The organism is Veillonellales bacterium, from assembly GCA_039680175.1.
Classification (GTDB): domain Bacteria; phylum Bacillota; class Negativicutes; order JAAYSF01; family JAAYSF01; genus JBDKTO01.
This window is the reverse complement of record JBDKTO010000101.1, coordinates 1-23,273: the sequence shown is the minus strand read 5'-3', so window position 1 is coordinate 23,273 and position 23,273 is coordinate 1. Positions and strand designations below refer to the sequence as shown.

The 23,273-nt window shown below is 40.2% G+C and carries 26 protein-coding genes; 25 read left to right on the top strand and 1 reads right to left on the bottom strand.

Features of this window, described 5'->3' with window-relative positions:
- Nucleotide 1: 1 nt before the first annotated feature.
- The 19 genes from ABFC84_16745 to ABFC84_16655 all read left to right on the top strand — a co-directional run bounded on the left by ABFC84_16745 (nt 2) and on the right by ABFC84_16655 (nt 15,780).
- Nucleotides 2-166, top strand: a complete 165-nt coding sequence (locus tag ABFC84_16745) for a hypothetical protein (protein MEN6414388.1) — start codon at nt 2-4, stop codon at nt 164-166.
- A complete protein-coding gene (locus ABFC84_16740; protein ID MEN6414387.1) occupies nt 159-509 on the top strand; it encodes a DUF5681 domain-containing protein in 351 nt (116 codons plus the stop codon). The genes ABFC84_16745 and ABFC84_16740 overlap by 8 nt, the downstream gene beginning before the upstream one ends.
- Nucleotides 418-2,109 (top strand): hypothetical protein, encoded by a 1,692-nt coding sequence (locus ABFC84_16735; protein MEN6414386.1) that lies wholly within the window; start codon nt 418-420, stop codon nt 2,107-2,109. Before ABFC84_16740 ends, ABFC84_16735 begins: the two co-directional genes overlap by 92 nt.
- Nucleotides 2,110-2,111: 2 nt before the next feature.
- Nucleotides 2,112-3,902, top strand: coding sequence for a hypothetical protein (locus tag ABFC84_16730; GenBank protein ID MEN6414385.1), 1,791 nt, complete (start codon nt 2,112-2,114; stop codon nt 3,900-3,902).
- On the top strand, nt 3,895-4,155 hold the full coding sequence (locus tag ABFC84_16725) for a hypothetical protein (GenBank protein ID MEN6414384.1): 261 nt from the start codon (nt 3,895-3,897) through the stop codon (nt 4,153-4,155). Before ABFC84_16730 ends, ABFC84_16725 begins: the two co-directional genes overlap by 8 nt.
- A gap of 2 nt (nt 4,156-4,157) precedes the next feature.
- Complete coding sequence (locus ABFC84_16720; protein MEN6414383.1) at nt 4,158-4,328, top strand: hypothetical protein; 171 nt, start codon at nt 4,158-4,160, stop codon at nt 4,326-4,328.
- A 9-nt stretch (nt 4,329-4,337) separates the two neighbouring features.
- The gene (locus ABFC84_16715; protein ID MEN6414382.1) at nt 4,338-4,475 is read left to right on the top strand and encodes a hypothetical protein; all 138 of its coding nucleotides are present in this window, start codon (nt 4,338-4,340) and stop codon (nt 4,473-4,475) included.
- A complete protein-coding gene (locus tag ABFC84_16710; GenBank protein ID MEN6414381.1) occupies nt 4,450-4,635 on the top strand; it encodes a hypothetical protein in 186 nt (61 codons plus the stop codon). Before ABFC84_16715 ends, ABFC84_16710 begins: the two co-directional genes overlap by 26 nt.
- Before the next feature lie 65 nt (nt 4,636-4,700).
- Nucleotides 4,701-5,699 carry a hypothetical protein gene (locus tag ABFC84_16705; protein MEN6414380.1) on the top strand — a complete coding sequence of 333 codons (999 nt, stop codon included), beginning with the start codon at nt 4,701-4,703 and terminating at the stop codon, nt 5,697-5,699.
- A 9-nt stretch (nt 5,700-5,708) separates the two neighbouring features.
- Nucleotides 5,709-6,764, top strand: a complete 1,056-nt coding sequence (locus ABFC84_16700; protein MEN6414379.1) for a phage major capsid protein — start codon at nt 5,709-5,711, stop codon at nt 6,762-6,764.
- An 11-nt stretch (nt 6,765-6,775) separates the two neighbouring features.
- Nucleotides 6,776-7,345 (top strand): hypothetical protein, encoded by a 570-nt coding sequence (locus ABFC84_16695; protein MEN6414378.1) that lies wholly within the window; start codon nt 6,776-6,778, stop codon nt 7,343-7,345.
- Nucleotides 7,346-7,359: 14 nt separating this feature from the next.
- The gene (locus tag ABFC84_16690) at nt 7,360-8,133 is read left to right on the top strand and encodes a hypothetical protein (protein ID MEN6414377.1); all 774 of its coding nucleotides are present in this window, start codon (nt 7,360-7,362) and stop codon (nt 8,131-8,133) included.
- Nucleotides 8,130-9,332 (top strand): O-antigen ligase family protein, encoded by a 1,203-nt coding sequence (locus tag ABFC84_16685; GenBank protein ID MEN6414376.1) that lies wholly within the window; start codon nt 8,130-8,132, stop codon nt 9,330-9,332. Before ABFC84_16690 ends, ABFC84_16685 begins: the two co-directional genes overlap by 4 nt.
- Before the next feature lie 86 nt (nt 9,333-9,418).
- Complete coding sequence (locus ABFC84_16680; GenBank protein ID MEN6414375.1) at nt 9,419-10,831, top strand: hypothetical protein; 1,413 nt, start codon at nt 9,419-9,421, stop codon at nt 10,829-10,831.
- A gap of 9 nt (nt 10,832-10,840) precedes the next feature.
- Entirely contained in the window at nt 10,841-12,163 is a 1,323-nt protein-coding gene (locus ABFC84_16675) for a hypothetical protein (GenBank protein MEN6414374.1), read from the top strand.
- A gap of 1 nt (nt 12,164) precedes the next feature.
- Nucleotides 12,165-12,392 carry a hypothetical protein gene (locus ABFC84_16670; protein MEN6414373.1) on the top strand — a complete coding sequence of 76 codons (228 nt, stop codon included), beginning with the start codon at nt 12,165-12,167 and terminating at the stop codon, nt 12,390-12,392.
- 211 nt (nt 12,393-12,603) lie between these two features.
- Nucleotides 12,604-13,326 (top strand): hypothetical protein, encoded by a 723-nt coding sequence (locus ABFC84_16665; protein MEN6414372.1) that lies wholly within the window; start codon nt 12,604-12,606, stop codon nt 13,324-13,326.
- Nucleotides 13,327-13,337: 11 nt separating this feature from the next.
- On the top strand, nt 13,338-14,498 hold the full coding sequence (locus ABFC84_16660) for a hypothetical protein (protein MEN6414371.1): 1,161 nt from the start codon (nt 13,338-13,340) through the stop codon (nt 14,496-14,498).
- A gap of 10 nt (nt 14,499-14,508) precedes the next feature.
- The gene (locus ABFC84_16655) at nt 14,509-15,780 is read left to right on the top strand and encodes a hypothetical protein (protein MEN6414370.1); all 1,272 of its coding nucleotides are present in this window, start codon (nt 14,509-14,511) and stop codon (nt 15,778-15,780) included.
- Between the two features lie 117 nt (nt 15,781-15,897).
- Here the strand turns inward: ABFC84_16655 and ABFC84_16650 are convergent, their stop codons facing one another.
- Nucleotides 15,898-16,428: a hypothetical protein gene (locus tag ABFC84_16650; GenBank protein ID MEN6414369.1), complete on the bottom strand. Its 531-nt coding sequence runs from the start codon at nt 16,426-16,428 to the stop codon at nt 15,898-15,900.
- 636 nt (nt 16,429-17,064) lie between these two features.
- Here ABFC84_16650 and ABFC84_16645 point away from each other — a divergent pair.
- From ABFC84_16645 to ABFC84_16620, 6 genes are all read left to right on the top strand, one after another.
- A complete protein-coding gene (locus ABFC84_16645) occupies nt 17,065-17,901 on the top strand; it encodes a hypothetical protein (protein ID MEN6414368.1) in 837 nt (278 codons plus the stop codon).
- 3 nt (nt 17,902-17,904) lie between these two features.
- Nucleotides 17,905-18,252, top strand: a complete 348-nt coding sequence (locus tag ABFC84_16640; GenBank protein MEN6414367.1) for a hypothetical protein — start codon at nt 17,905-17,907, stop codon at nt 18,250-18,252.
- 5 nt (nt 18,253-18,257) lie between these two features.
- Nucleotides 18,258-20,291, top strand: a complete 2,034-nt coding sequence (locus ABFC84_16635) for a hypothetical protein (GenBank protein MEN6414366.1) — start codon at nt 18,258-18,260, stop codon at nt 20,289-20,291.
- On the top strand, nt 20,291-21,949 hold the full coding sequence (locus tag ABFC84_16630) for a hypothetical protein (protein MEN6414365.1): 1,659 nt from the start codon (nt 20,291-20,293) through the stop codon (nt 21,947-21,949). Before ABFC84_16635 ends, ABFC84_16630 begins: the two co-directional genes overlap by 1 nt.
- A 238-nt stretch (nt 21,950-22,187) precedes the next feature.
- On the top strand, nt 22,188-22,520 hold the full coding sequence (locus ABFC84_16625) for a hypothetical protein (GenBank protein ID MEN6414364.1): 333 nt from the start codon (nt 22,188-22,190) through the stop codon (nt 22,518-22,520).
- Between the two features lie 377 nt (nt 22,521-22,897).
- Nucleotides 22,898-23,179, top strand: coding sequence for a hypothetical protein (locus ABFC84_16620; protein MEN6414363.1), 282 nt, complete (start codon nt 22,898-22,900; stop codon nt 23,177-23,179).
- The last annotated feature ends 94 nt before the right edge of the window (nt 23,180-23,273 follow it).

Genomic DNA, 23,273 nt, shown 5'->3' with positions numbered 1-23,273 from the left:
CATGTCAAAACCTTTAACCTTTGAAGCCATAAAAAATAAATTTGTTACTGACGAGGACGGGGAAGCGACTTTGATTTTAAAAGTCAATATGCAAGAGCAGGTAAGTGCTTTCGCTGTACCGGCAAAGAAAAGATTAAAAATCAGTGTTGAGGTTCTCGATGATTGACTCTTCGACTGAAAAGCAAACAAAAACAGAAAAATACCCTAATCGTTGGAAAAAGGGGGTTACTGGAAATCCTAAAGGACGACCACGGAAACCAGAAGCAGAAATGCTGCGTGAAGCGTTGGAGAGAGCAAAAGAAAAGCATAATGGCATACATTTAATTGAACATGCAGTTGATTTAGCCTATCACGATAACAATGTTTTAATTGCTATTTTAAAAAAGATATTGCCTGACCAATTAAAAGGAGAAGGATTTGGAGCAGAAAACTATTTCAACCTTACTCAAGGAATACCCGAAGGAGAGCTGCGAGGGCTTATTGAAACTTTGCGAAGCCGATTTGTCTAAGCGTAATCCTCTTTGGATATTAGAGAGTAATTATCTTTTCATCAAAACAAAAGAGGGTTCAATAATCCCCATTGAACTTAACTTTGCTCAAAAGCGCCTCCTTGCTTTGATAGCAGAGCTCAAAAACCAAAATAAACCTATACGGATTGTTATTCTGAAAGCCCGCCAGTTAGGCATATCAACTATTTCTGATGGGGTTATTTACGCCACCACTTCTCAACGAGAAGGAATAAACGGTCTTATCATTGCCGATGATGTTGACGGCTCAAATTACCTTCTTGATATTGTGAAGCTTTATCATGAAAAAATGCCAGTGCATTTAAAACCTATAGAGAAAAAATCAAATGAAAAAAAGATAGAGTTTGAAGCATTACATTCTCAAATTCTTATTGACACGGCGAACAACGAAAACGCGGGGCGTAAATATACGTATCAATGTGTTCATCTATCAGAAGTAGCCTTTTTCCCTCCTAACAAAGTCAAAGCTCTTATGGCAGGGCTCTTGCAAACTGTGCCGATGAAACCAAACACAATGATAATCGCCGAGAGCACTGCTAATGGCATTGGCAATTACTTTCAAGAACTATGGGATAGTGCCGAAAAAGGATTAAACGATTGGACACCATTATTCATAGCATGGTTTGAAAATCCTGATTATTCTTCCCCCGCTCCTAAATATTTTACTCTTACACCGCAGGAAGTTAAATACAAGCAAGATGTTTTAATCAATGCTAAATGCGAGTTATCTGACGACCAAATGTATTGGCGCAGACTCGTTATCAATAATAATTTAAAAGGCGACGATGTTTTGTTTAAGCAAGAATACCCCGCATACCCCATGCAGGCGTTTCTTGTTTCTGGAAGGGGTAGATTTAATATCGACGTTCTTCTGGATTTAAAAGCAAAGACCATAAAACCAATACGTACTGAAGGCAACTGGGAGATTTTTAAAGAGCCGGTGGTAGGAAGAAGTTACATCATAGGGGCTGATGTGGCTGAAGGGTTAGAGAAAGGTGATAACTCGGTTGCGCAAATAATCGATCCAATAGGATTGGAGCAGGTAGCTAAGTACCGAGGAAAGATAGAGCCGGAGTTGTTCGCATACGAGCTTAAACTTTTTGGAATTAAATACAACGAAGCACTTATATCCGTTGAGGTTAATAACCATGGGCTTACTGTTCTTACGGTGCTGAAGGATATTTACTCAAACATTTTTTATAGAAAAATCTACGATAAAGAAGCAAATCAATGGACAAAGAAAATAGGCTGGCAAACGTCGGCTAAGACGAAACCATTCCTGGTTGATAATCTCTCTATTGCCATCAACGGAGGATTAAAAATAAATTCGCTTTTCACAGTAGATGAACATATTACTTTTGTTATCAATGAAGACGGAACGTGCTCGGCTCAAGAAGGAAAACTTGATGATGAGGTTATGTCTTTAGGTGTAGCAAATCAAGCAGTAATCGAAGGTAATTGGAAAGATAAAGTTTCTGAACCAAAACCTGAAAAAGACTCCCTCGCCGCTTATTTACAAGAGCAAGAAAAAAATAAAGATGATTGGCGTTCAAAATATAAAAAGAATTTATCTGTGAGGTAGAAATGCAAAAACTTTCAGAAAAAGATTTCAGTTACTACAAGGGGTTTATAAAAGAGAGCAAGGAAGAGCACGACAAGAAAGTCAATACGCTCAACTGCCCCACTGATGTTATCAATATGTACCATGGGGTTTTAGGTGATGTTAAAAATAATGACAGCGTTGATGTGTATGAAAATTACATGCTTATTGCCGTACAGACGTTGCTTCCGTCATTGTTCTACCAATTCCCTCGCCCGATAATCAAAAAAACTTCAGGCGGTTCTGAATATTCAGCGAACGTCATCGAGGGAGTGGCTAAGCATTATATAAATGATGATTGGAAAATAGAAAACCAGCTCTGTATCTTAGACGCTTTTTTGGGTTATGGCTATGGCGTGATGAAAGTAGGGTATAACTCACGTAGAGGATTTGTAACTCCGAAAGCTAATCTTTATACCGGAAAGACCGCTGGTTCGAGTAACGAAAACATAGAAACTGAAGAATATTTAAAATTTGAGCGTCCTGTTTTGCAACGGGCATCTCCGAAAGATGTGTATCTTGACCATACAAAACCATTTCACTTAGGGCAACGCATTACATTTTTCAATAAACGCACGCTCGATGAACTTCTTGGAAGCAATCTCTATGAGCTACCGCAGGAATTTATACGCTACTTTTCTGGCAGGGATAACGATAAACGAAAAGTAACGATAAACCTTTATGAACATTTTTGCGCCCTTGATAGCGGGATATGGAAGCTTTGCTATGTTGACGAGTGGGACGAGCCCATATTTTGGGATAAGACAGATTACAAACAAATACCAGCCGCTTTGATACGCTTCACAAAAACCCCTGACGAGCTGTACGCAGTCTCTCACGGTAAGCTCGCCTATAACGCTCAAAAAGAATTGCAATATCTTAATGAACTTTGGAAGAAACACGTTGATAGAACGCGCCGTCAGCATTTAGTCTGGAAAGACGCCCTTGAAGAAAGCGGAAAACAAACGTTGCCGCTCAACGAAATAGACGGAATTGTCTACACCAATAAGCCGGTAAGCTCTGGTGTCTATGCGCAAATTTCATCTAATCCTATGGGAAAGGATGTGTACGCGAATATAGAAAATGTTCGCAATTATTTAAAACTTCTTCTGTCTGTTACTGGCGGAAGAGGCGGCCAGGCTGATGTTGAGTTTGCCGAAACAGAAAAAGCGCAGGCAGCCGGTGACTATATGCGCTCAAGCGGTATGCAGGACGCTATCAGGGATTTTGTGCGTAAGCAATTAAGGCTCACCGTATCAAATATATATAATTTCGGCTCACCGGAAATGGTTATAAAAATAACCGGTAAAGATGTTCGCGATCCTGTCACCGGAGAGATAGTAACGGGAAAAAAATTGCAGTTGGGAGGCGAAAACGGTTTAAGCCTGCAAGGGGAAATAGTAGGCGATGTAGATACCGACTATCTCTATGATTGCGACATTACCTCCGCAGCCCGCCCTGATTATGCGGTAATAAGAAAACAGTTGTCAGAAGCGCTTATGCTGTTACAGGGATTAAGGCCGTTGATAAATGAAAAGGGAAAGGATGTTGATTTCGCTATATTAGCACAAGATTATCTTAATACTTTTGACGCACTTCCTGACCCAGAAAAATATTTTATAAATTTAACACCCCAGCAACAAGCGCAAATAGACCAGATAAAAGCTATGGCACAGGCGCAATCAGCTATAAAAAATAATTCTTCGGGAGTACCGAATGAGCCGGCCATAGAAAGAGGCATAAATAACCAAGCGATGGGGGGGTTAAATGGCTAAAGAGTATGACGATTACGAGCGTTCACGGCTTACCGCGGAAGCGATACGAAAGCATGAAGATATTCAAAGCGGACTGTCTAAGGCAAAGGGAGCGCAACGTGGTGATTTCTCTATATGTAATAAGCTCGACAAGATAAACGGGCAATTAAGCAGATTTAAAAACCCAAAGGACAGGGAAAAAATAACTAATGAGTATTACGGTGTAGAAAAAGAATACCGTGACTCTCAACATAGAAAAATGGAGCGAGGGTAATTATGAGTACAAGATATTTTTGCGACCTATGTCCGAGAGAAACTACTCCAGGGAAAGATATGTTTGTCATAAGTTTTGTTGATAGCAACGGTAAGCCGGTAAAGCTTCCTTACGATGTGTGCGCTTTCTGCAAAGAAAAAATAATCGCTTACATCGAAGGATTAAAAAAGTAGGAGGGGTATATGGCTAAAAAGGAAGAAGTAAAAGAGGCAAAGAAAGTTGAAGTTAAGAAAAAAACAAATGCTAACGGAGAGCCTTATGTTAACGAACCGCTTTATAAAAAAGGAGAAGGGTATGCCATTGATGACGGGGAAAAGTAATAAAGCTATAGGCAAGAATATTTCCGAACTTATGCACACTGGCAAATACCCGCAGAAACAGTCCATAGCGATAGCCCTTAACAAGGCGGGATTGTCTAAAAAAAAGAAAAAGAAAATGTCAGTTAATGAAAAAATAAAACAAGCGCATATGTCTAAATAGATCGTACCGTTACGTTAACGGAAAGAGCCGCCGTCTTTAACGGGCGAGCAACAAAGGAGTTAACCATGTTAGACACAAATACGGAAGTAAAAGAGCTGAACGAGGATTCGCCCACAGAAGACATTCTAAAGCAATCCCCAGACGCTCAAGAGGAAGCTAAAAACTCGCCTGAATCTTCAGCAGGCAAAGAGCACTCTGATGCAACGGGTGATGTTGAAAAAGCACAAGAGGAAGAGGCGGGCGCCGAAACCGAAAAATCAGAGGAAGAAAAGGAAGAGGATGGTTTACTTCAATCTAAAAATCCTATTCCTTACCAGCGTTTTTTCAAAACAATCCAGCAGCGTAATGAGATAAAAAAACAGCTTGAAGACGCACAGAGAGAACGAGAACAACTCTTATCTGACCCCGATGTAATCCGAGTAGTCTTATCGAAGCAGGGCTACAACGAGCAACAGATAAACCAGCAGTTAAAGACGATGGGTTTTAACGAGGAAGCTAAAAAAGAAGAAACAAAGAAGCAGAACCCTGAAGAAAAACTTTCCGAATTGTTGAAAGATTTGGATTTAACTACCACCGATGGCTGGTTAAAGGCGCAATATCGCATGGCTAAGAAATTCGCGCAAGATGAGGCGAAAGCGAGTATCGAAGAGTATGACCGGCAGAAGGTAAGCCAAGAGCAGGCGAACAATTTTGTTTCAACGCAGGAGAAAGAAGCGAAGAAACTCTGCGAAGAAACATATAAACTTGCTTACGGCGAGAATGGAAAGGATGAGAACAATCTTTCTACCGGAGTAGGGAAAATCTCTAAATATCTTGAAACTCATCCAGAAGATGCAAGGCTTGGCCATGTCAAGCTTCTGCGATTAGCATTAAGCGAAGAAGGTTTTAAACTCGGAGAGCGCAAAGGGAAAGAAGAAGAAAAATCACGTTTGAATAAACTTAAAAACGCTGCGATTGAGAGCGACGATGTAACGACTGGTAAGGAAGAAACCCCGAACGAAGAATGGAGCGAGGGGAGGATTTTAGATTACATGAAGAAACATCCCGATTGGAAACCTAACTAAAGGAGAACTATGTCCGTATCGTATGACAGAATTGCCAGAGACATAGCATTTACCTTAGAAGTAAAATCTCCGAAGGTATTCGAAAATATCTTCCTTAACAATGGTGTATTAGCCATGCTTGGCGATAAAGCCAGAGTTAAGATTGTTGTTGGCGGTAATAGATTTGATGAGCGTGTTCGTTTGGGACAAAACTCAAACGTAGACCACAGAGATAAACACACCGCAATATCTACTACTTTCCAGGACAATGTGAAGACTGCTTACTATGGGCAGAGTGTGTGTGATGGCGCAGTACCGGTTAATTTAGTTGAACAAGACCAAAACGCAGGGGACAAGAGGATTCAATCATTAGCGGAGGACGCACTTGAGGAATTGAAAAATACATTTCCTAACAAGATTGCAGACGCGCTTATGAAAGCAACCTCTACCGCAGTTGACCCTACGTCTATTGTTGAAGAACTTCAAGCGACAGCGACAGGCTCACAGACAAGGACTACGGGAGGCATTGCCCGTTCATCGTATCCTGGCACATCAGACAAAACAGCTATGTGGCAAACGCAATACAATACCACCGCAGCTGATTTATCAGGAGCAGCAGGTATTGGCGTTTTCCAGAGTTTCCTTTACACTTGCTCACAAGGTGGAAGCGCTGTTAATGAAATGCCCGATATAGGCATTACTACGAACGGCGTTCTTGCGCGTATGGGTTCAGGAGCAGAAACATTGAAGCGTTATCAGGTAAACGACAAAATGCTCAACATGGGGTTTAACAACTTTTTATTTGGTAATACGACAATGTATGGAGATCGTAATGTAACTGCTACATATTGCTATGTGATTAACACAAACTACGCTCGTGTTCAGATTCTTGCCGGGCCAAAAACGAAAACAACCGGCAATGTAAAGACTATCGGCGAAGGCAAGACCGCTATTCCTTTACAGATACTTGAGCCGGTAAGGGTAAGTGATAAGTTGCAGTACAACATCTTAGCGTACTTGACTTACAATCTTACGTTTGGTGGTTTACGTCAACATGGTTTAAAAACGGGATTAACTGAAAGTTAAGGAGGAAAACAATGAATAAAAAGATTTTTTCGATTTTCATTGCGGTATTCCTTCTTCTTGGAGGTTTACCGTTAGTGTACGCAGAAGCACCCACTTCCCAGAATATCAACGATATTTATGGTGGTGGAGGTTCTACGGGTATTACCCCGCCAACAGATGTAGTGAGGGTTCGCTACGCTATGCGTGGAAATAGTGTCGCCGGTTTATCTTCCGGTGATGTCGTTGTGTGGGATTTAAACTCTGCTGATGGAGTTACTATTTCACGTTGCACGGTTTCAGCCGCAATGTCTTATGCGGGTGTGCTTGTAACTGATATTGCGACAGCAGATACTTCATCGCTTATTGGAGGTTCAAGGAACTGGGGTTACATGGCAGTACATGGATTTGCTTTAGCGAAGGTTGACACTTCAGTTGCCGCATCAGGTGAACAACTTGTGCCAAATGGTTCTGATACTGCTCAATACGGTAGTTTTGGAACGAAGGCGAGTTTGAATGCAGCAAGTACGGTGATAAGCGCTGACATTGGTGTGTTACTTAGTGACACAGCAACAGACGGACTTATGCCAGTATGGTTGTACTAAGATTTTAAAAAAGAGTGGGTTGGGGAGCAATCCCCAGCCCCTCTTACCAAAAAAGGAATTTTATGACAGGTGCTGCTTTCTTAAATACATTATGTGGTTCAGCGACACTCTTAGGGTTGGCTGACAAAAGTGCGAGTGATACTGTTTATCGCTCTTCCGCATTGGGTTGGCTCAATTTAATACAAAAAGATATTTCAAACAGGCAACAGCATTTCCATTGGCGTTTTCTTGAGAAACAGGCAAATTTTCCTACAATAGCGAGTACCTTTAGCTATGCCTTTACCGGTGTGGGGGGGATAGCGACAGATATAGACACAACAAAGATAGTTTCTTTATACGATAAAACATATGATTGGACATATAAGTACGTTGATTACGCACGGTTCAGGAGGGCGATAGCAGATGAAACAAGCAACAGCGGAAGTGCGATATTGTGGACAATATTCGCTAATTACTTGATGTTGTACCCTCGTCCAAGTGCGATAGTAACAACGTACATAGATTACGTTAAGATTATTACCGATTTAACCGATGCCGCAACTGCGGGAGATATACCAGCAAAGTATGATTCTGTGGTTATTGACGGAGCTCTTGTTTATGCGTATAGAGTTGACCCTCAACTTGGAGATTGGAGGGCGCAACAGGCAATATATGAGGCAGGGGTGCAAAGGATGATACAAGATAATTCTTTGATTATCGGCGAGCTTCCTGTTACCGAATCCCACAGAGAAAGGAACGTAAGAGACGTGCGAGAGTCCGGCGGTTCTATGTATTTACCTAACCTATGAAATATTTATTTCTGATTTTTTTACTACTTAATCCTGTTTCGTATATCGTTAACCAGGAGATACGGCAATCACAGGAATTTATTTTTCAAATATCAAGTATTATCTTGATAGGCGCTGGTCTTGCTTTTGGTAATAAATCGTTAAAGCGTGATAAATTCAATCTTTGGTTCTCTTTGCTTATGGCGTGGGTATTCATAACCTATCTAATCCATCTTTCAGGGTGGAGTATAGCCTTTAATGCTTTCCTTGGGCTTATGATATATTACACGGCTTTAAAAACGTTAAATAAACAAGATATTCAATTTCTTATCAAAGGTATATCTTGGGTGGCTGGAGCAGGAGTTTTGTATTTAGCCTTACAATATTTCGATTTTGATTTACGTGGAATAGTTTTAAAAGACCAAGGTATAACCCCGCATTCCTCTTTCTTCGCGTTAGAAGCAGTTATGGGTGGATACTTTGCTATTGTTATCCCCTTGCTAATCACTTTTAGCTGGACGGCTTTTCTTTTATTCATACCGCTTATATTCTCTTGGAGTACTGGAGCATATATCGGGGCTACGGTGGCTACATTTTTTTATCTTTGGTATAAACGAAGGATTTTATTCTGGTGGTTATTGATACCGACAATCTCCGCGGTCGTATCTTTTATAGTCTTCATTGATAATCCTATGGGTATGCAGGGAACAAGGGTTGCTATGTGGAAAATAGTTACACAAGATTCATTCCGTAAGCCGCTTACCGGACATGGGCTTGATTCGTTCAGAGTACCAAAGATGAAAGGAGACGGAAGGTATTTAAAGCCGGTAATGAACAATAAAGCGGTAAAAGCAATACTAACCGATGAAGGTTTATTTATTAAAGGGGCTCCTTCGAGGGAAATGGTAGAAAAATTTAAACTTGATGGAAAGATTTTTGATTTTTGGGATCATCCGCACAATGAGGTTCTTTGGTTGTTCTATGAAACGGGGATAATGGGGTTGATATTATTGGGAATATTTCTTTATCACCTATGGCAGCGTTTCATCAAAAGCAAGATGTCAAAAGAAACTGTGGCGAGCATGGCAAGCATTGTCGCCTTATTTATTTTCATGCAAACGCAATTTCCATTTCATTTAGCGAGAATAGCGCATATTGCGCCTTTACTCTTGGCGTTTTTTTATATATCGACAAATAACGAAGAACAAATACTTATATGATAGTAACTTTTAATAATGGATGGTGTAGAACAAGACCGGCGCACTTAATAGGTGAGGGCAAGTGTAGCGTTTTGCAAAACTATATAGTGCGCGACAATAAGATAACAAAAGTAGGCGGAACAACCAGGTATAACCCCACAGCATTAACGAATAAAATCCCTTATGTCAAGCGTTCATACCATAAACGAGGTGACGGAACGTTTGTAAAACGGACGATTTGTTTTTCAAATGGTTCTTTTTATTCTGGCAATGATGTTACAGGGGCATTGACATTGGCTCAAGGTGGGTTTCCTACAAATGCAATACCTACTGACTTAACGTTTCAAGTCAGCGGAAATTCCATACTTTATTCATTTACCGGCTTAGAAACTCCTTACAAGTATGACGGTAATGGTTCATATACGTTTGAAAGAACAACGCTTGACGCCGACATCATGGCTGCGGTTGAACATTTAGACAGGGTATTCTATATAAAAAACAATAGTTCTGATTTGGATTATTCAGAAGAAATAACTCCTGAAACCATAGAAGACACTATTTTAATCGGTAACGCTCAAGATTCAATCAATATAGCTGTGGTTAAAGGAGCCAATGATACTATTTACATTTTTAAAAATAATTCCATCTATGAATTACTTGGAAGGACTCCTTCCTCATTCCAAGCTCGCTGCATAACTACAAAATATGGTCTGGCAAGTAAGCGGGCGATATGTGCGGTAGGTTCTGGATTCATATTTTTGAATGAATTTGACAAAGAACTATATTTTTTCGGAGGTTCAGAGTCTTCGATAATGAACCTTACCGAAGCTGATATACGTTTAAGGGAAATAATAGATACCACGTACGACTCGATTGAAAGTGTTTGTATGGCCGTGCATAACGGATTATTCCGTTTTGCTTTCAAACACAGAGAATCACCAATTGATTCTAATAACTGTGAACTTATTTATTGCATAACAGAACCGCAAGCTGACGGTAAACCTAAGTGGAGCCTGGTAAAAGGCTCTAATGTTTTAAGTTATGCGGTGATGAATCAACAGGGGGATAGTAACGAACTTCTTACCGGACGTTCTGATATTGGCTGTCTTATGTATCATAATCGCGGCTGGGATTTTGACAGCACAGCGATTGAGACTATCGTAAGGACTGCTGAAGTGGTGGTAAGCGAGGATATGGTACATGACTTCCTTGATTTTTTCATAAAGGCAAAACCAGGGCATTATTCTTTAAACGCTATATTCAAATATTTTCTTAACGGAAGATACTCTATCGGCGCGTCTTCAAATCTAAGCGTACGGGGGGAAACGAGGGATGTGGGGTCTATCCATTTATCAAACAGCTCTTTGCTTAACGATAGGATAGTGCCTCTATGTAATTATCGAAGAGGAAATTCTATATCGTTTGAGATATACGAAAACAACGGAGGCACTGAGTTGGAATTTTACAGTATAGCGTTTAAGTCATTGCCAAAATATATAATACGTAACCAATATGTTTAGGAGGAAAGAATGAGAAAGTTTTTATTTTTTTTATTGATTTCCATATCTCCGTTGAACATCGGTAATGCAGCGATAATAAGTTACAATGCGTTAACCAGTGACACAGGAGTATCTTATGCCTACTTAAATGATGCTTATAGCAAAATCTATAACGATTACAATGGGAACATAGATGCCACAAATCTTCTTGACTCTGGAGTGACTGACGCTGACCTTGCTACGGCGATTAAATTTTCTAATTGGTACACCGAGGGTATAGGAGATTGGACGTATACAGGAATGTTGCCTGCTACATCAGCGACATTGATTTCTGATATTTCAGCGGGAACAAGTTACGTTACCGGAGCAAGAATAGTAACGAATGCAACGTCTAAAACATATACGGCAAGCAGAGATACTTATGTCTATATAGACAACACTGGAGCCTTCCAGTATTCGGCTGTGGCGAATGGGGCGACGCAACCGTCAAATCCTCTAAATTCTTTATTATTGGCAAAGGTTGTTACTGACGCAACATCGATTACTTCCGTAACCGATATGCGCCAACTTACGCCTCCTAATTTGCGGGTGTACCAAGATATAAAATCTGGTGCGTTACTTTCGAGAGATGCTGGAACGGCTACATTGGTTACTATCGGAAGGGGTGAAATAGAATTTGGCTCAAGCGCTGGGAAAGTACGAAGAAATACTGCCAACGCTAATGTAAGTTTTGCAGCATCTGGGCGCGGAGGTCTTGATACCGGTTCATTAGCGCAAGGCTATTATTATATTTACGCCGTTGCCGATGATGATAACTCTAACAATTTTGAAGGTATAGCTTCTACTTCAGCCACAGACGCTACTGGTGTCACTGGGGAGCGATTAGTTGGCTGGTGCTATGCTCCTTCGGCAAGCACAATATCAGTTGATAGCATAGGAGCATATAGGGGTTTAGGTGGTGACGCTCCTAATCATGTTGTCATCAGGGGATATACCGACACAAGCACAAATTATAACACCGCGCATCGAACTATACCAGACATGGAAGCGAGGTTTTATTCCAGCGGAAGACCGGTGAAAATAACATTTACGGGTAGATTTAACGGCGATAACGCTAATACTAAAACGGTAAATTTTGCCATCTCCGCGGATAGCGTTGGTTTGACTTCGGAAACAGCGAAATTCGCCGATGGCGCTGCGGTATCAACAAATAATATCAATGTTAAGTGGTATGGAACATTGTCTGCGGGAACGCATACCATAGACGCAAAATGGAAACCTTCGGCAAATAACTATGTGTATCAGAATGCCACTATTGAGGGGCCAAGGATGTTAGAAATAGAGGAATATTGATATGCTTGAAGTGTCAACAAATTTAGTAAAAGATGATGAAACAAAAAATGTCCTTAACCATATTTTTCAAGAAGCACAGGGAAAAGTTTTAACGTTGAGCGCCGCTCCGACGGCAACTGCTCCTTTACTTAAAGATTATGAATGGGGCGTATATAGCAATGTTTTATATCAGAGAGTTGGCTCGACTATTTTAGTTTTTACACCTGGGAGTACTGTTGCGATAACGTAATGGAAGACAAATGTAAACGATGCGGAACGTGTTGTTATCTTACGTTTTATGATGACAAAGGAAATAAATTAAAAACTGACATGGTTTGTAAACACCTCACAAAAGATAATTTATGTTCTATTTATAATAATCGTCCATCTTGGTGCTTAACAGCGCAAAAAATGGAAGAATTAAATTTGTTGCCGCTTAAGTGCGGCTATCGGAGGTAAGTATGGGTTTTTTTATTCCGGCTTTAGCGGCTCTTGCAGCGGGTGGATTGTCTTATGGTATCGGTAAAGCTACACAGAAAAAAAATACTGGTTCTTTTCCAGATGTTGTTAAGGCTCCGCAACTCACGGATTACGAAACAGGAAAAACTTTGAATAATCGTATCCTTGCCGCTCTTAATCAAGGAGCGGGAATAGGTTTCCCAACTGACTATATAGATAAGGCCACAAGCCCTTTTATCGCTGAACGTAACGCAGGGTGGGATTTAAGAGAAAAACCAGCGCTTGAGGCTTCCTATGGAGCAAGAGGACTATCACGTTCAACTATTGCAGCCCGCGATATAGGGCAGGCTTACGCTCAAAAGGAACGAGACATAAACAGCATAATGGCTGACGCTTATCTTAAAAATCTTTTACAGACTAAATCAGATACAGCTCGCTATGAAAATCTCGCTGGTGATTTTGCCAGAAGTGAGGCAGGGATAGGGGCGCAAAACGCAGGATTAGAAAACCAATTCAATGTGGGAAATTTTAATTATGACCAGAATAGGCAAACTAATGCGAATGCACAAAATCAAGCAAATATCAATCAGGCGATAGGTACTGCGTTCAGTGTAGGGAGTGGGATATACGGAATGGGGCAACAAGACCAGATGCTTGATTGGCTTAAACAAGAATTATCTACAAGAAATAATAAACCATACGTAACCACAGGATATGGTAATTAGGAGAAATAATTATGGCAGATGTGATTAACGCTATAACCAGGATGAAATCATTAGGCTCTCGCCCCGATTGGCTCAAGAATATGAGCGATGAAGAATTGCAAGCAAATATTCAACAGCTTGAAGCACAGCAGAAAAACAGCAGGGCAAATGCAGTTCAGGACACCTTACAAAACGTAGGAAATGTATTTTTACAGAGAGGGGGATTGCAGCCGGTACAGAGGACAAGAGGAAATGATTTGAATGATTTTATAGTACGAGAAACATTGAAACAAAGATTAAGAGAGAAGCCTCAAGCAAATTATAGTGAGGAAAGTCTACCCCCAGGACTTTGGAGAGATAGAACATCAGGAAAAATTTACAAAGTACCTATTGAAGAAGTGCAAGAAAATGTTGGGGAGCAACCATTAGAAAGTAATCCTCAAGCAACTCCTTTGAAGACTACAGTGCCAGAAGGGTTTTGGCGCGATGAAGCAACGGGAAAGGTTTACAGACTTCCTGCAAAGACACCGGATAAAACAATACCTACTGGCGCAGTACCCGAAGGTTTTTGGAGGGATGAGGCTACAGGGAAAGTATATAAAATAACAAAAAACAACAAAGAAACACCAGGAAATATTGCGGCAGATAAAAAAATGTCACAGATGAAAATCGAAGCGACAAACCTTTCAAACGAAGCAAAAGGAATGATAGACGCTGCGTGGACAACCGCAGATAAATTGATACCATCCGCGAATACTCCAAAAGAAGCAGAGAGTGCTGGTGTTGGAAGAAAGGCAGGAAGCGCAACTATATTTGGGGTAAGGCCTCAACGGCTTTTAGGTGTATCCGATGAAAACGCGATTACATACCAGCAATTTCTTGATGGTACGGTATCCATGATGATACGCAGTTTAGGAGAGAAAGGTGTTTTAAATAGTCAGGATATAAAAAGAGCGTATAACTTAATGCCAGGGTTTTCTGACACTACAAAACAAAGGACGACTAAAAAAGAAGAACTTAACAATTTTTTAAATTCAAGGATACAGTCATATACCCAAAAGAAAGGGCAAGAGGTTATTCCTACGCAAACAGCAGGAGGTAGTACACCTTCTTTCACCAACGAACAAGAAGCCGAAGCATCAGGCTACAAAGGTGAAGTAATGATAGGTGGACGCAGGGCGATAATAAATTAGGAGTTGATCAATGTCGATAATATATTTAGATGAAGCACCGGTGACAAGAAAAGCGAAAATAACTTATTTAGATGAGGGAACTGCTATTGAGCCAGAAGTAATGCCGAAGAAAGAAGCATTTTTGCCTAATCTTGCGAGAACAGAACAAAAGATAAAAGAACGTGGCTCACAGTTTCAAGGGTTAATAAATTCAGCGCAGGAATTACAACAACACCCTATAAAATCTTTGTTTAATCCTGTGGGGCCACTTTCTTTTATGAGAAACCAACAAGATGTAGGAAGCGCTGTTTTTGGTACAGCAGAAGCCCCCATTGCAGCGGCAGGGTTAGCTGTGCAGCGCAACCAGCCAGCTATGATACCCACAGAAGCGTTTAAAGCACTCAAGGGGCAAAGACAGGCGCAATTAGGGGATTGGATAAGAACAACGGGATTTGGAGGCATTCTAAATGAACCTATTTCTGCTTTAACTGGTTTAGGTGGAATGGCGGCGTTGACTGGAGGATTATCGAAAGGGAAAACTACAAAAATGATAGATAGTGCGGGGAAGAAGATTGTTAGAGATATAAGAAAAATACCTACGGAAACAGTTTCAAAAGTAAGAGATTATCCAGCTAATAAAGTTAATGCTATCAGAGAAAATTTTTGGAATAAATATGCTCCTCAAGAATGGAAAGCGTTTGGGCAAGCAATAGAAGATTTACCAAAAGGAGGAACTGGCAACGTTCAAGGTGCTGATGTTATTCAAAAGTTAGAAGAAACATTATCTAAGAAAAATCTTTTAACTCCCGAAGGAACGTTGCAAAGGGGATTTACCAATGCTGACAATAAGTTAATAAAAGCATACCAGAATATTTCTCGAAAGTGGGCTAATAATCCCAAAGGTGAAATAGGTATGCAAGATATAGTTGCTGAATATAAGAACATAAGAGGAAAATATACTGGTAAACCAACTCCTGCGCAAAGACAAGACATACAAGCCGCCAATGATTTTTTTAATAGTGTATCAGACCAAATAAACAATAAGGCTTTTTCTGCGGCAAAAATGAGATACAGAAATTTTAAGGAAAATCAACAAATGACGCACGAAGCAATAGATTTATATGCACCAGAGATGAAAACTGCAAAAGGAGAAAGATTTTTAACTAAAGGTGGATTGACAGATACTACACAAGGAAGAAGGGTTGCTCAAATGATTACTAAAGAAACAGGTCAAAAATTACGAGGAGCACAAGCATATACAAGGATACAAAAAATAAATCCGTTGACTTGGGTTAAGCGTTAACCGCCAGTAAAATATTGAAAGATTGAACCAATGACAGCGATAATGAGAAATGCGAGTAAAATTCCACCGGCAATTGTCCACATAATTTCATCTCCTTATTTTTTTATTTGTTCTTTGTTAATTAGGTTTTTCTGAAATTATTATGTCGCGTAAGTAAATACCAGAAGCCATAAGCATAAGGATTAAGTCTTTCCCATTCTTAAAAGCATAATCCTTAATGGTATTCAGGCGTTGATCGCCAGAAAGAGAAGTCATCACATCCATTGATTTTTGCTCAACATCGTAATCTGTTTGTGGGTTCGATGATTTAACTTTTTGGATTAACTCTTGTTTGTTGGAAGTTATAAATGCGACAAGACCACTTTCCTGTAACATTTGTTTTCCTAAATCTGTAAGGTTTTTGGGGCTGGTGGTTTTAAAGAAAATATCATCAAGACCCCTTAGTTCTTTAAAATTTTCAAGTTTCGAAATTAAACGGTTAAATGAAAAAATAAGGGTATCTAATTTTTTATTTGCTTCGGAGGTATCTTTTTCGAGGGCATCAACAGTTTTACAATATTTGCCGCCGGAAAAAATAAGCCGAGCTATAAAAATAAGAACTCCTGATCCGATAAAAAATGATAACCATTTTAATGCATTATCAATCATGGTTTCTTGTGGTTTGTGGTTGGTTTATATTGTTTTTTATTATTACTTGTATTCTATCTTTTAAATTAGGTAGCTGTCAAGCCGAAATAAAACATTTAAAAAGGAGCTTATATGAAAAAAAGTAAAAAATGGATTGATGTTAATACCAGCATTTTACCAAAAATTTCAACGAAAGACGGGGTTAAAATTAAATTTTCTTCTCTTGGAAAAATTCGCATAGTGCGGCACTGACATAAAAAAGTCGCCGGAAAACGACTAAGTAAACCGGCGACAAGAAAGAAAACCAGGTTATTTTAGTCGTTTTTAAGGCAACTTTATGATATCTAAAATCTTAAAAAAGTCAAGCAAAATAAAAAGGGCTATCCGGTTCTCCGAGTGCCTTATTTTCTCTGTTTTCGCAATGCCTATGTGCTTTTTTATCCTGTTTTTGTGCGCTTTACTGACGTGGAATGATAAATAATGACTACTAATGACTATCAATAATGGTAAATGTCTTAAACCCCTTAAAAGTGGCTCAAAAAGCGTAATGTTTTCAATGCTTTTTTGATGTAAAAATAGGGGGGGCTGTACTTGGTATGGCTGAAATCGAAAAGGGCTGGAAACGAAACGTGGAGCGATTTTTAAAAAGGAGGATATATGGTTGAACAGAATATCGAAGACAAGGTTAAAGACGCAAGCAGATTTTTAGAACAGCTTAAAACAGAAATTGATAGCGCAAGCAAATTTTTGGAGCAGCTTAAAGATAATATTAAAAAGGAAATCAAGAAAGAGCAGGAAGTTAATCAAAAAAGAGAAGGAGCCGAAATGTCACTTTCAAAAGTAGTGGTCGAGGCAGAAAAATGCTCCAAGGAAATTGAAAAGTTGAAAATAAATAAAACTTCCTTATCCGATAATATCAACAACCTTAATGAGCAGATCAAGGCTCTTGACATAGGGATAAACAACCGCCGCCAGGAAACATACGCTTTAGATGAAATTATCAAGGTAAAAAAGGCAGAGGCGGAGAGAGTGGTTGCCCTTGACCTATTCAAAATCGGGGAAGAAAAGAAAGCGTTGCTCGTTATCAAGGGTGAAATAGAGGTGGGTAAAGAATTGCTTAAAATGCAGGAAGCGGAGAACTTAAAAAGCAAAGACGAAGCCGCAAAACAATGCGCCTTGCTCATTGCAGAAAAGAATATCCTCGATAAAAAAATGCAGGAATATATAGAGCTGAAGACTACCGTTGATGAAAAAGAAAAAAGCGTCAAAGACAACCTTTCTCTTTCTGATGAGAAATTAAAGAGAGCGGAAGCTACGCTTAAAGACGCAGAAAATAGGCTTACGGCGGTTGAGAGAAGAGAGAAAGATTTGATTGAAAAAGAATCGGAGCTTGAATCTATTGCTAAAGAGGTTGAGGCTGACAGGTTAAGGGTAAAGAAAGCACAAAAAAATCTTGAGAATAAAAAGACGATAGAGGAATTAAAGGAGAAATAAACTATGGGTGGGTTGACTAAATACGGTGAGTATGCTCACGAAAGCGAACTAATAGGAAAGGTTATAGAAAAATTAGGCAGCGACTTTGGTTTTAAAGTTATCCTCATCGGAAGCGGAGGCGATGTTTTAGGAAGCGACCCCACGGCGAAATACAAAATAAGTGATGTTGATGCTGATGCTGCTGTCAAATATTACGGTTATTTAGACGCTGATGGAAACTGGTACATTATGAAAGAGGAAACAACTACCGGCGATCAAACGTATACTTATTGCAAAGGAGCAACCGCATACGCAACCGCATGGACAGGTAGGGCTGGTCTTACTTATGATATTTTCAGTGAAATATTCTAAAAATTATGAAAAAGATAATTTTGCTATTATTTGTTATAATATTGATTCCATTGGCTTGTTTCGCTGATTGGAAATTTAACCCGCATACAGGGAAACTTGATTATTATGAAAGTGGAGTTTCCCTTACCACCTACCGAAACCAATCCGTCGATGTAGGCAACAATTCAAAAGTAAATTTTATCTCTGGCGCGAATATAGCGATTGTAGCGACTAATTCCACAGACGGAGTTAATTATACTTTTTCTTCAACCGCCTCCGGCACAGGCAACGTTTCCCAACTTGGCTCTGTGAACGCCGACTACTTTGCCTCTTGGGACAGTACAGGGTTTATTAAGAACAGTACCTATTCAGCCACCAATGCTACAAACTGGGATTCTGCTTTCGGCTGGGGCGACCATGCCGCCGCCGGATATGGTACTTCTAATTATACCGATGCTGATACTGACGCGAACACCAACGTTACCAATGGGGCAACAGCGTATAGTTGGGGTAATCATGCTTCCGCTGGATATGCCAATGAAACAAATTTCACGGCACATACGGGCAACACCACTATCCATGTTACTGCCGCTGAAAAGACGAAGTGGAATAACACTGCTAACAATACGTGGGTCAATGATACATGGCAGGCTGACAAAGCGAATTATTATAACAAGACAAACATAGACACTCACGCTTTTATTTTTAACGTTACCCGCAATGATACCGATGATTTATCGCAAGGCTCAAGCTGGGTGCTGGTTACCCCTGCGGAAAAAATAAGCTGGAACGCTACGGGAAATAAGACCTGGTTAAATGATACCTGGGCTGCCGATAAAACTAATTATTATAACAAAACCCTTACAGACCAGTATTTTTTTAACACTTCCCGCAATAATACCGACACTATCACAGAGGGGACTACGAATAAATTTGTAACCTCTTCGGAAAAAACTAACTGGAACGCCTCATATAATCACTCTCTGGCCTTCCACGATTACAACGCTACAAATGACACGAATATTAAGTCCGCACTCTCGAATGATTTCCACAATATAGGCGGTACTGATGCCGATTGGAACACTACCAAAATAAATAATACCGCTCTGTTAGGAGACGTAACTGGCACTCCTAACGCAACCGTGGTTGGAGATAACAGCCATAATCACGGAAATACCACTATCAGCGGACTATACGCTAATGACATTACCGAAACGGCGGCAAGGGTGTTTGTTACCCCGTCCGAGAAAATAACCTGGAACAATACCGACAATAAAACGTGGGTGAATGAAACATCAGCCTTCGGAAACTCAACGATAAATTTCACTCAACCGCGAGCCCGATTTATAGCTGGCGAGAACATTACTGATATTGTAGTGGAAAATGACACCACAACGGGGTTTGTCAATATAACTATCAACGCTAAAGACACGACAGGCGGCGCAGGAACATACGTCAGTTTCACCGACAATGAAACTGCCGATATCAACTGGACGTATCAACTCAACACCACAAAGAACATTACCGCTGGAGAATTTTATTACGGTAATGGCTCTCAATTAGATGGCATACCTGATAATGCAACGGTAGACGGAAAACTCGCTATAGGCGGCACAGGCGCTGGATTGACTGGTGTGGCTAATTATTCAGTAAATTCTGTGACAGATGATGCAGTCAGTAATTCGTCTGATATTAAAAGGGCTTCTCTGACTTTTACAATAGGCGACGGGGTTTCTACGCTGTTCGTTAACGCCACCAACTCAACATCAGAAAACCCCTCATTACCTTGGAACTTTACCGCTACAGAATGGGCCATAATGGGGGATGCTTCAGGTAGCGCTACTGTTAAGCTATATAAGAATACTACTTTACCTGTATTAGTTGCTCAAAATGTAGATGGTACTAATCCTATAAATTTGAACAGTAACCAGAGGAATACCTCTACTGATTTGACTGGGTGGACTACTGTTTGGAATGCTGGGGATATCCTTAGGGCTAATCTTACAGCTTTTGGTACGGTAAAAAAGATTACCGTTACAATCCGAGGATATAAGAACTGATGAAGAAATTATTTTTATTATTGGCTTTACTTCTTGCGTGCGGTAATGTTCAGGCGGCAATAAAGACTATATCTGATACGGGTGGTAACTGGGGGGATACAGCAACGTGGGGTGGTGCGGCTATCCCCACTACATCCGACACCGTGGTTGCACAGGCAGATGGCACAAGTGGTCCGGTAACTATCAATGCGACAAATCAGGTATGCTCTATCCTTAATTTAGAAAATTATACGAACACGATGACGTTCAGTCCAGAAACATTGCTAACGGTTACTACTACAACGAAATTCAATTCGGGTATGACTATAACTGGTACAGGTAATCTACAACTGCAAAATACAGCCACGATAACGTCTGCCGGAAAAAACATTTCTGGCAATCTTATTTTTAACGGCGGAACATGGACATTGGCGGACGATTGGAATGTTACTGGGAATATCTCGGTAATAGGTTCCAGTACCTTCGTAAATAATAATTTCTATGCATTTGGTGGATTGAACCATACAGGCACATCTACGTGGGGAGGAACGACCAACGTAACGCTTAAGGGAACGGGAACAGTAACGGGGATTGCGCAGACTTTCAATAGCAACTTAACAATCGATACCCCCGGAACTATAACCTTTTCTGGGTTATTCCTTCCTGGACAGGCGTTGACTTATGTTTCTGGTACCGTGGTTACTACTGGAGCAGTAGTGCAAGTTCCTGCATTTGCTATAGCAGCACGTTTGGACACCGATGGAATCGTTTGGGACCAATTCGGTATACGAGATGATGCTATTCTAAATAGTAATTTAACCTGTAAATTTTTTAACCAGACTCTATCAGCTGTCAATATCACAGGAAATGGGTATTTTATAAACATAACAGAAAATGCATCATTCGTCGGGTTAGATTGGATTGGTGACGGCGGGGTAGTCCTTACAGGCACAGGATATATCGATGCGACTGGAGGGTCAACAACAACAGGATATCATCCCAGAATACCTATAACAATAAACAGCCCTGCAGGAACAATAAACATCCATGATGATTTTATATATGAGGGGAATACGTTTACATACATTGCAGGAAACATCACTGGTGATAACACGTCAATAGGTTTCCATCCAATGGGCAATGTCACTTTCAACACAAGCGGAATGACATTTCCCTTAATCAGTACGACGAAAACTGCGAATATAACGCTACTTAGCGATTTCATCGCAGACAAGGTCAATCTCTATGGAGCATTGAGTATACCGCTATCGTCTACAGCTGGACATATAAATTTATTTGGCAATTACAATACTACGATTAGCCATTTTAAAATGGGTGATGGAGCAACGTTGTCGCTTTCTCCTGGTGCTAAAATGAACGTTTCTACAAGCCTGTATTTATACGGTGGGATAAACAGCAGTTGTCCGACAATAATAAATTCAACAGTAGAGAGTACAGCCGCAAACTTTTCGTATATGGGAACGATCGGAGAAGAAAAAGTTTTCGGAATAACATTTCAAGATATTGATGCGTCTGGGTCAGCACAGGCGATTGATGATTGGTATGGAGGAGTCTTAACGCGCACGACAAATATAAATAATAGAACGATTTCAGACCTCGGTGAAGCTCCCCCGGCATCAGGGAGCGGCGGATATGCTTCTCCGATATATGCACAGTAACCATGCATGAATATGTAAAAGAACAGGATTGGGGGAAGCTTTGGCAGGTCGTCCAGGAGCACGAGACCTGCAACCGTTGACGATTCCCAGGTGTTTATAATTTCTAAAAAACCATATTCGATAAACACTTATCGCGCGATAAAAGACAATTGGGTAAACTAATGGACATCTTCCTCGGTCTTATGTTTGCATTTGCGGCGGGGTATTTAATAGGAGTGGTAATGGAGGATTTTAAGCAATGGCAGAAATCAATCACGAAGCAATAATCGGCAAGCACGAAGAAATATTTAAGAACATAAGAGAAACTCTTAATTATCTTAAAGAAGCTGATGAAAAGCGCAACGGTAAATATGACCTCCACGTCAAGGAAAGTATCGCATACCGTGGGAAGATAGACCAGCACGAGAAGGACATCATAGGGATTAAGGACGGGCATAAAGAAATACGAGGGTGGGCGGTAGCTATCTTGTTGACAATTCTTGGTTCGATAGTATATCAGGCAACGCAAAATCAGAAAACGGAATGGCTCTATGACACGCATATCAAACAAACAGAAAAAAATACGCGATAAATTCCTTGACTTGCAGAAGGGTATGAAGAACGTCTACGATAGCCGTCTGCCAACTCAAGAATTATTGATGAAGAAAGTCTGGGAGCTGTTCATAGAGCTTAAAATAGATGTGTTTGATTTGATGATATAACTTGCCTGTGCTAAAGGTGCGTACTCGTCATACGCTTTACCGGAAAGAACGGACACCTAATCACACGGGTCTTTGGCGGGGTGGATATGTGGAGTAGCTCTCCATGATGCCAACGCAGGGGTCTTAAAAAGACTTGAGGACTGCGGATGACTAACCCAACAGTGTGGTAGGCAAGTTAGTATAAATTAAAATGATAGTAATGTCTGGGTTTAGTTTAGTTATAGTATAGTAAAGTAAAGGAGGAAAAATGGAAAAGAAAAATGTTTCTCAAAAACTATGCAATGGTTTGCTTGATTCAAATTATAGTAACGTAAAGGACATGGTTGGAAAGCTTTTAACAATAGTAGATAGTGTGATTAACGACCCAGTTCAAAGAAAAGCCACAAAGGATATGGTAGAGGATGTTGCTTATTATTTTTCTGTCAGACAGCAAAATTCAATTAGATATTTTGCTGGAAATCTCTGCAAAGTGCTTGGAGAGGAAAATTTATTTAAACTTGAATCGGTAGAAAGTAATCCGTTAGCTTAAGCCTTTGCCCAGGCATTACTAATTTATTATTAACATGAACCTAACCTTTGACATTGCCAAGCCTTGTTTTATTTTCTTCTGCCACGAGTGCGAG

Excerpts from the sequence above, each read along its gene's own strand:
- ABFC84_16745 (MEN6414388.1), top strand. The coding sequence starts at position 2 with ATGTCAAAACCTTTAACCTTTGAAGCCATAAAAAATAAATTTGTTACT.
- ABFC84_16740 (MEN6414387.1), top strand. The coding sequence starts at position 159 with ATGATTGACTCTTCGACTGAAAAGCAAACAAAAACAGAAAAATACCCT.
- ABFC84_16730 (MEN6414385.1), top strand. The coding sequence starts at position 2,112 with ATGCAAAAACTTTCAGAAAAAGATTTCAGTTACTACAAGGGGTTTATA.
- ABFC84_16725 (MEN6414384.1), top strand. The coding sequence starts at position 3,895 with ATGGCTAAAGAGTATGACGATTACGAGCGTTCACGGCTTACCGCGGAA.
- ABFC84_16720 (MEN6414383.1), top strand. The coding sequence starts at position 4,158 with ATGAGTACAAGATATTTTTGCGACCTATGTCCGAGAGAAACTACTCCA.
- ABFC84_16715 (MEN6414382.1), top strand. The coding sequence starts at position 4,338 with ATGGCTAAAAAGGAAGAAGTAAAAGAGGCAAAGAAAGTTGAAGTTAAG.
- ABFC84_16710 (MEN6414381.1), top strand. The coding sequence starts at position 4,450 with ATGCCATTGATGACGGGGAAAAGTAATAAAGCTATAGGCAAGAATATT.
- ABFC84_16705 (MEN6414380.1), top strand. The coding sequence starts at position 4,701 with ATGTTAGACACAAATACGGAAGTAAAAGAGCTGAACGAGGATTCGCCC.
- ABFC84_16700 (MEN6414379.1), top strand. The coding sequence starts at position 5,709 with ATGTCCGTATCGTATGACAGAATTGCCAGAGACATAGCATTTACCTTA.
- ABFC84_16695 (MEN6414378.1), top strand. The coding sequence starts at position 6,776 with ATGAATAAAAAGATTTTTTCGATTTTCATTGCGGTATTCCTTCTTCTT.
- ABFC84_16685 (MEN6414376.1), top strand. The coding sequence starts at position 8,130 with ATGAAATATTTATTTCTGATTTTTTTACTACTTAATCCTGTTTCGTAT.
- ABFC84_16675 (MEN6414374.1), top strand. The coding sequence starts at position 10,841 with ATGAGAAAGTTTTTATTTTTTTTATTGATTTCCATATCTCCGTTGAAC.
- ABFC84_16670 (MEN6414373.1), top strand. The coding sequence starts at position 12,165 with ATGCTTGAAGTGTCAACAAATTTAGTAAAAGATGATGAAACAAAAAAT.
- ABFC84_16665 (MEN6414372.1), top strand. The coding sequence starts at position 12,604 with ATGGGTTTTTTTATTCCGGCTTTAGCGGCTCTTGCAGCGGGTGGATTG.
- ABFC84_16660 (MEN6414371.1), top strand. The coding sequence starts at position 13,338 with ATGGCAGATGTGATTAACGCTATAACCAGGATGAAATCATTAGGCTCT.
- ABFC84_16655 (MEN6414370.1), top strand. The coding sequence starts at position 14,509 with ATGTCGATAATATATTTAGATGAAGCACCGGTGACAAGAAAAGCGAAA.
- ABFC84_16650 (MEN6414369.1), bottom strand. The coding sequence starts at position 16,428 with ATGATTGATAATGCATTAAAATGGTTATCATTTTTTATCGGATCAGGA.
- ABFC84_16645 (MEN6414368.1), top strand. The coding sequence starts at position 17,065 with ATGGTTGAACAGAATATCGAAGACAAGGTTAAAGACGCAAGCAGATTT.
- ABFC84_16640 (MEN6414367.1), top strand. The coding sequence starts at position 17,905 with ATGGGTGGGTTGACTAAATACGGTGAGTATGCTCACGAAAGCGAACTA.
- ABFC84_16635 (MEN6414366.1), top strand. The coding sequence starts at position 18,258 with ATGAAAAAGATAATTTTGCTATTATTTGTTATAATATTGATTCCATTG.
- ABFC84_16630 (MEN6414365.1), top strand. The coding sequence starts at position 20,291 with ATGAAGAAATTATTTTTATTATTGGCTTTACTTCTTGCGTGCGGTAAT.
- ABFC84_16625 (MEN6414364.1), top strand. The coding sequence starts at position 22,188 with ATGGCAGAAATCAATCACGAAGCAATAATCGGCAAGCACGAAGAAATA.
- ABFC84_16620 (MEN6414363.1), top strand. The coding sequence starts at position 22,898 with ATGGAAAAGAAAAATGTTTCTCAAAAACTATGCAATGGTTTGCTTGAT.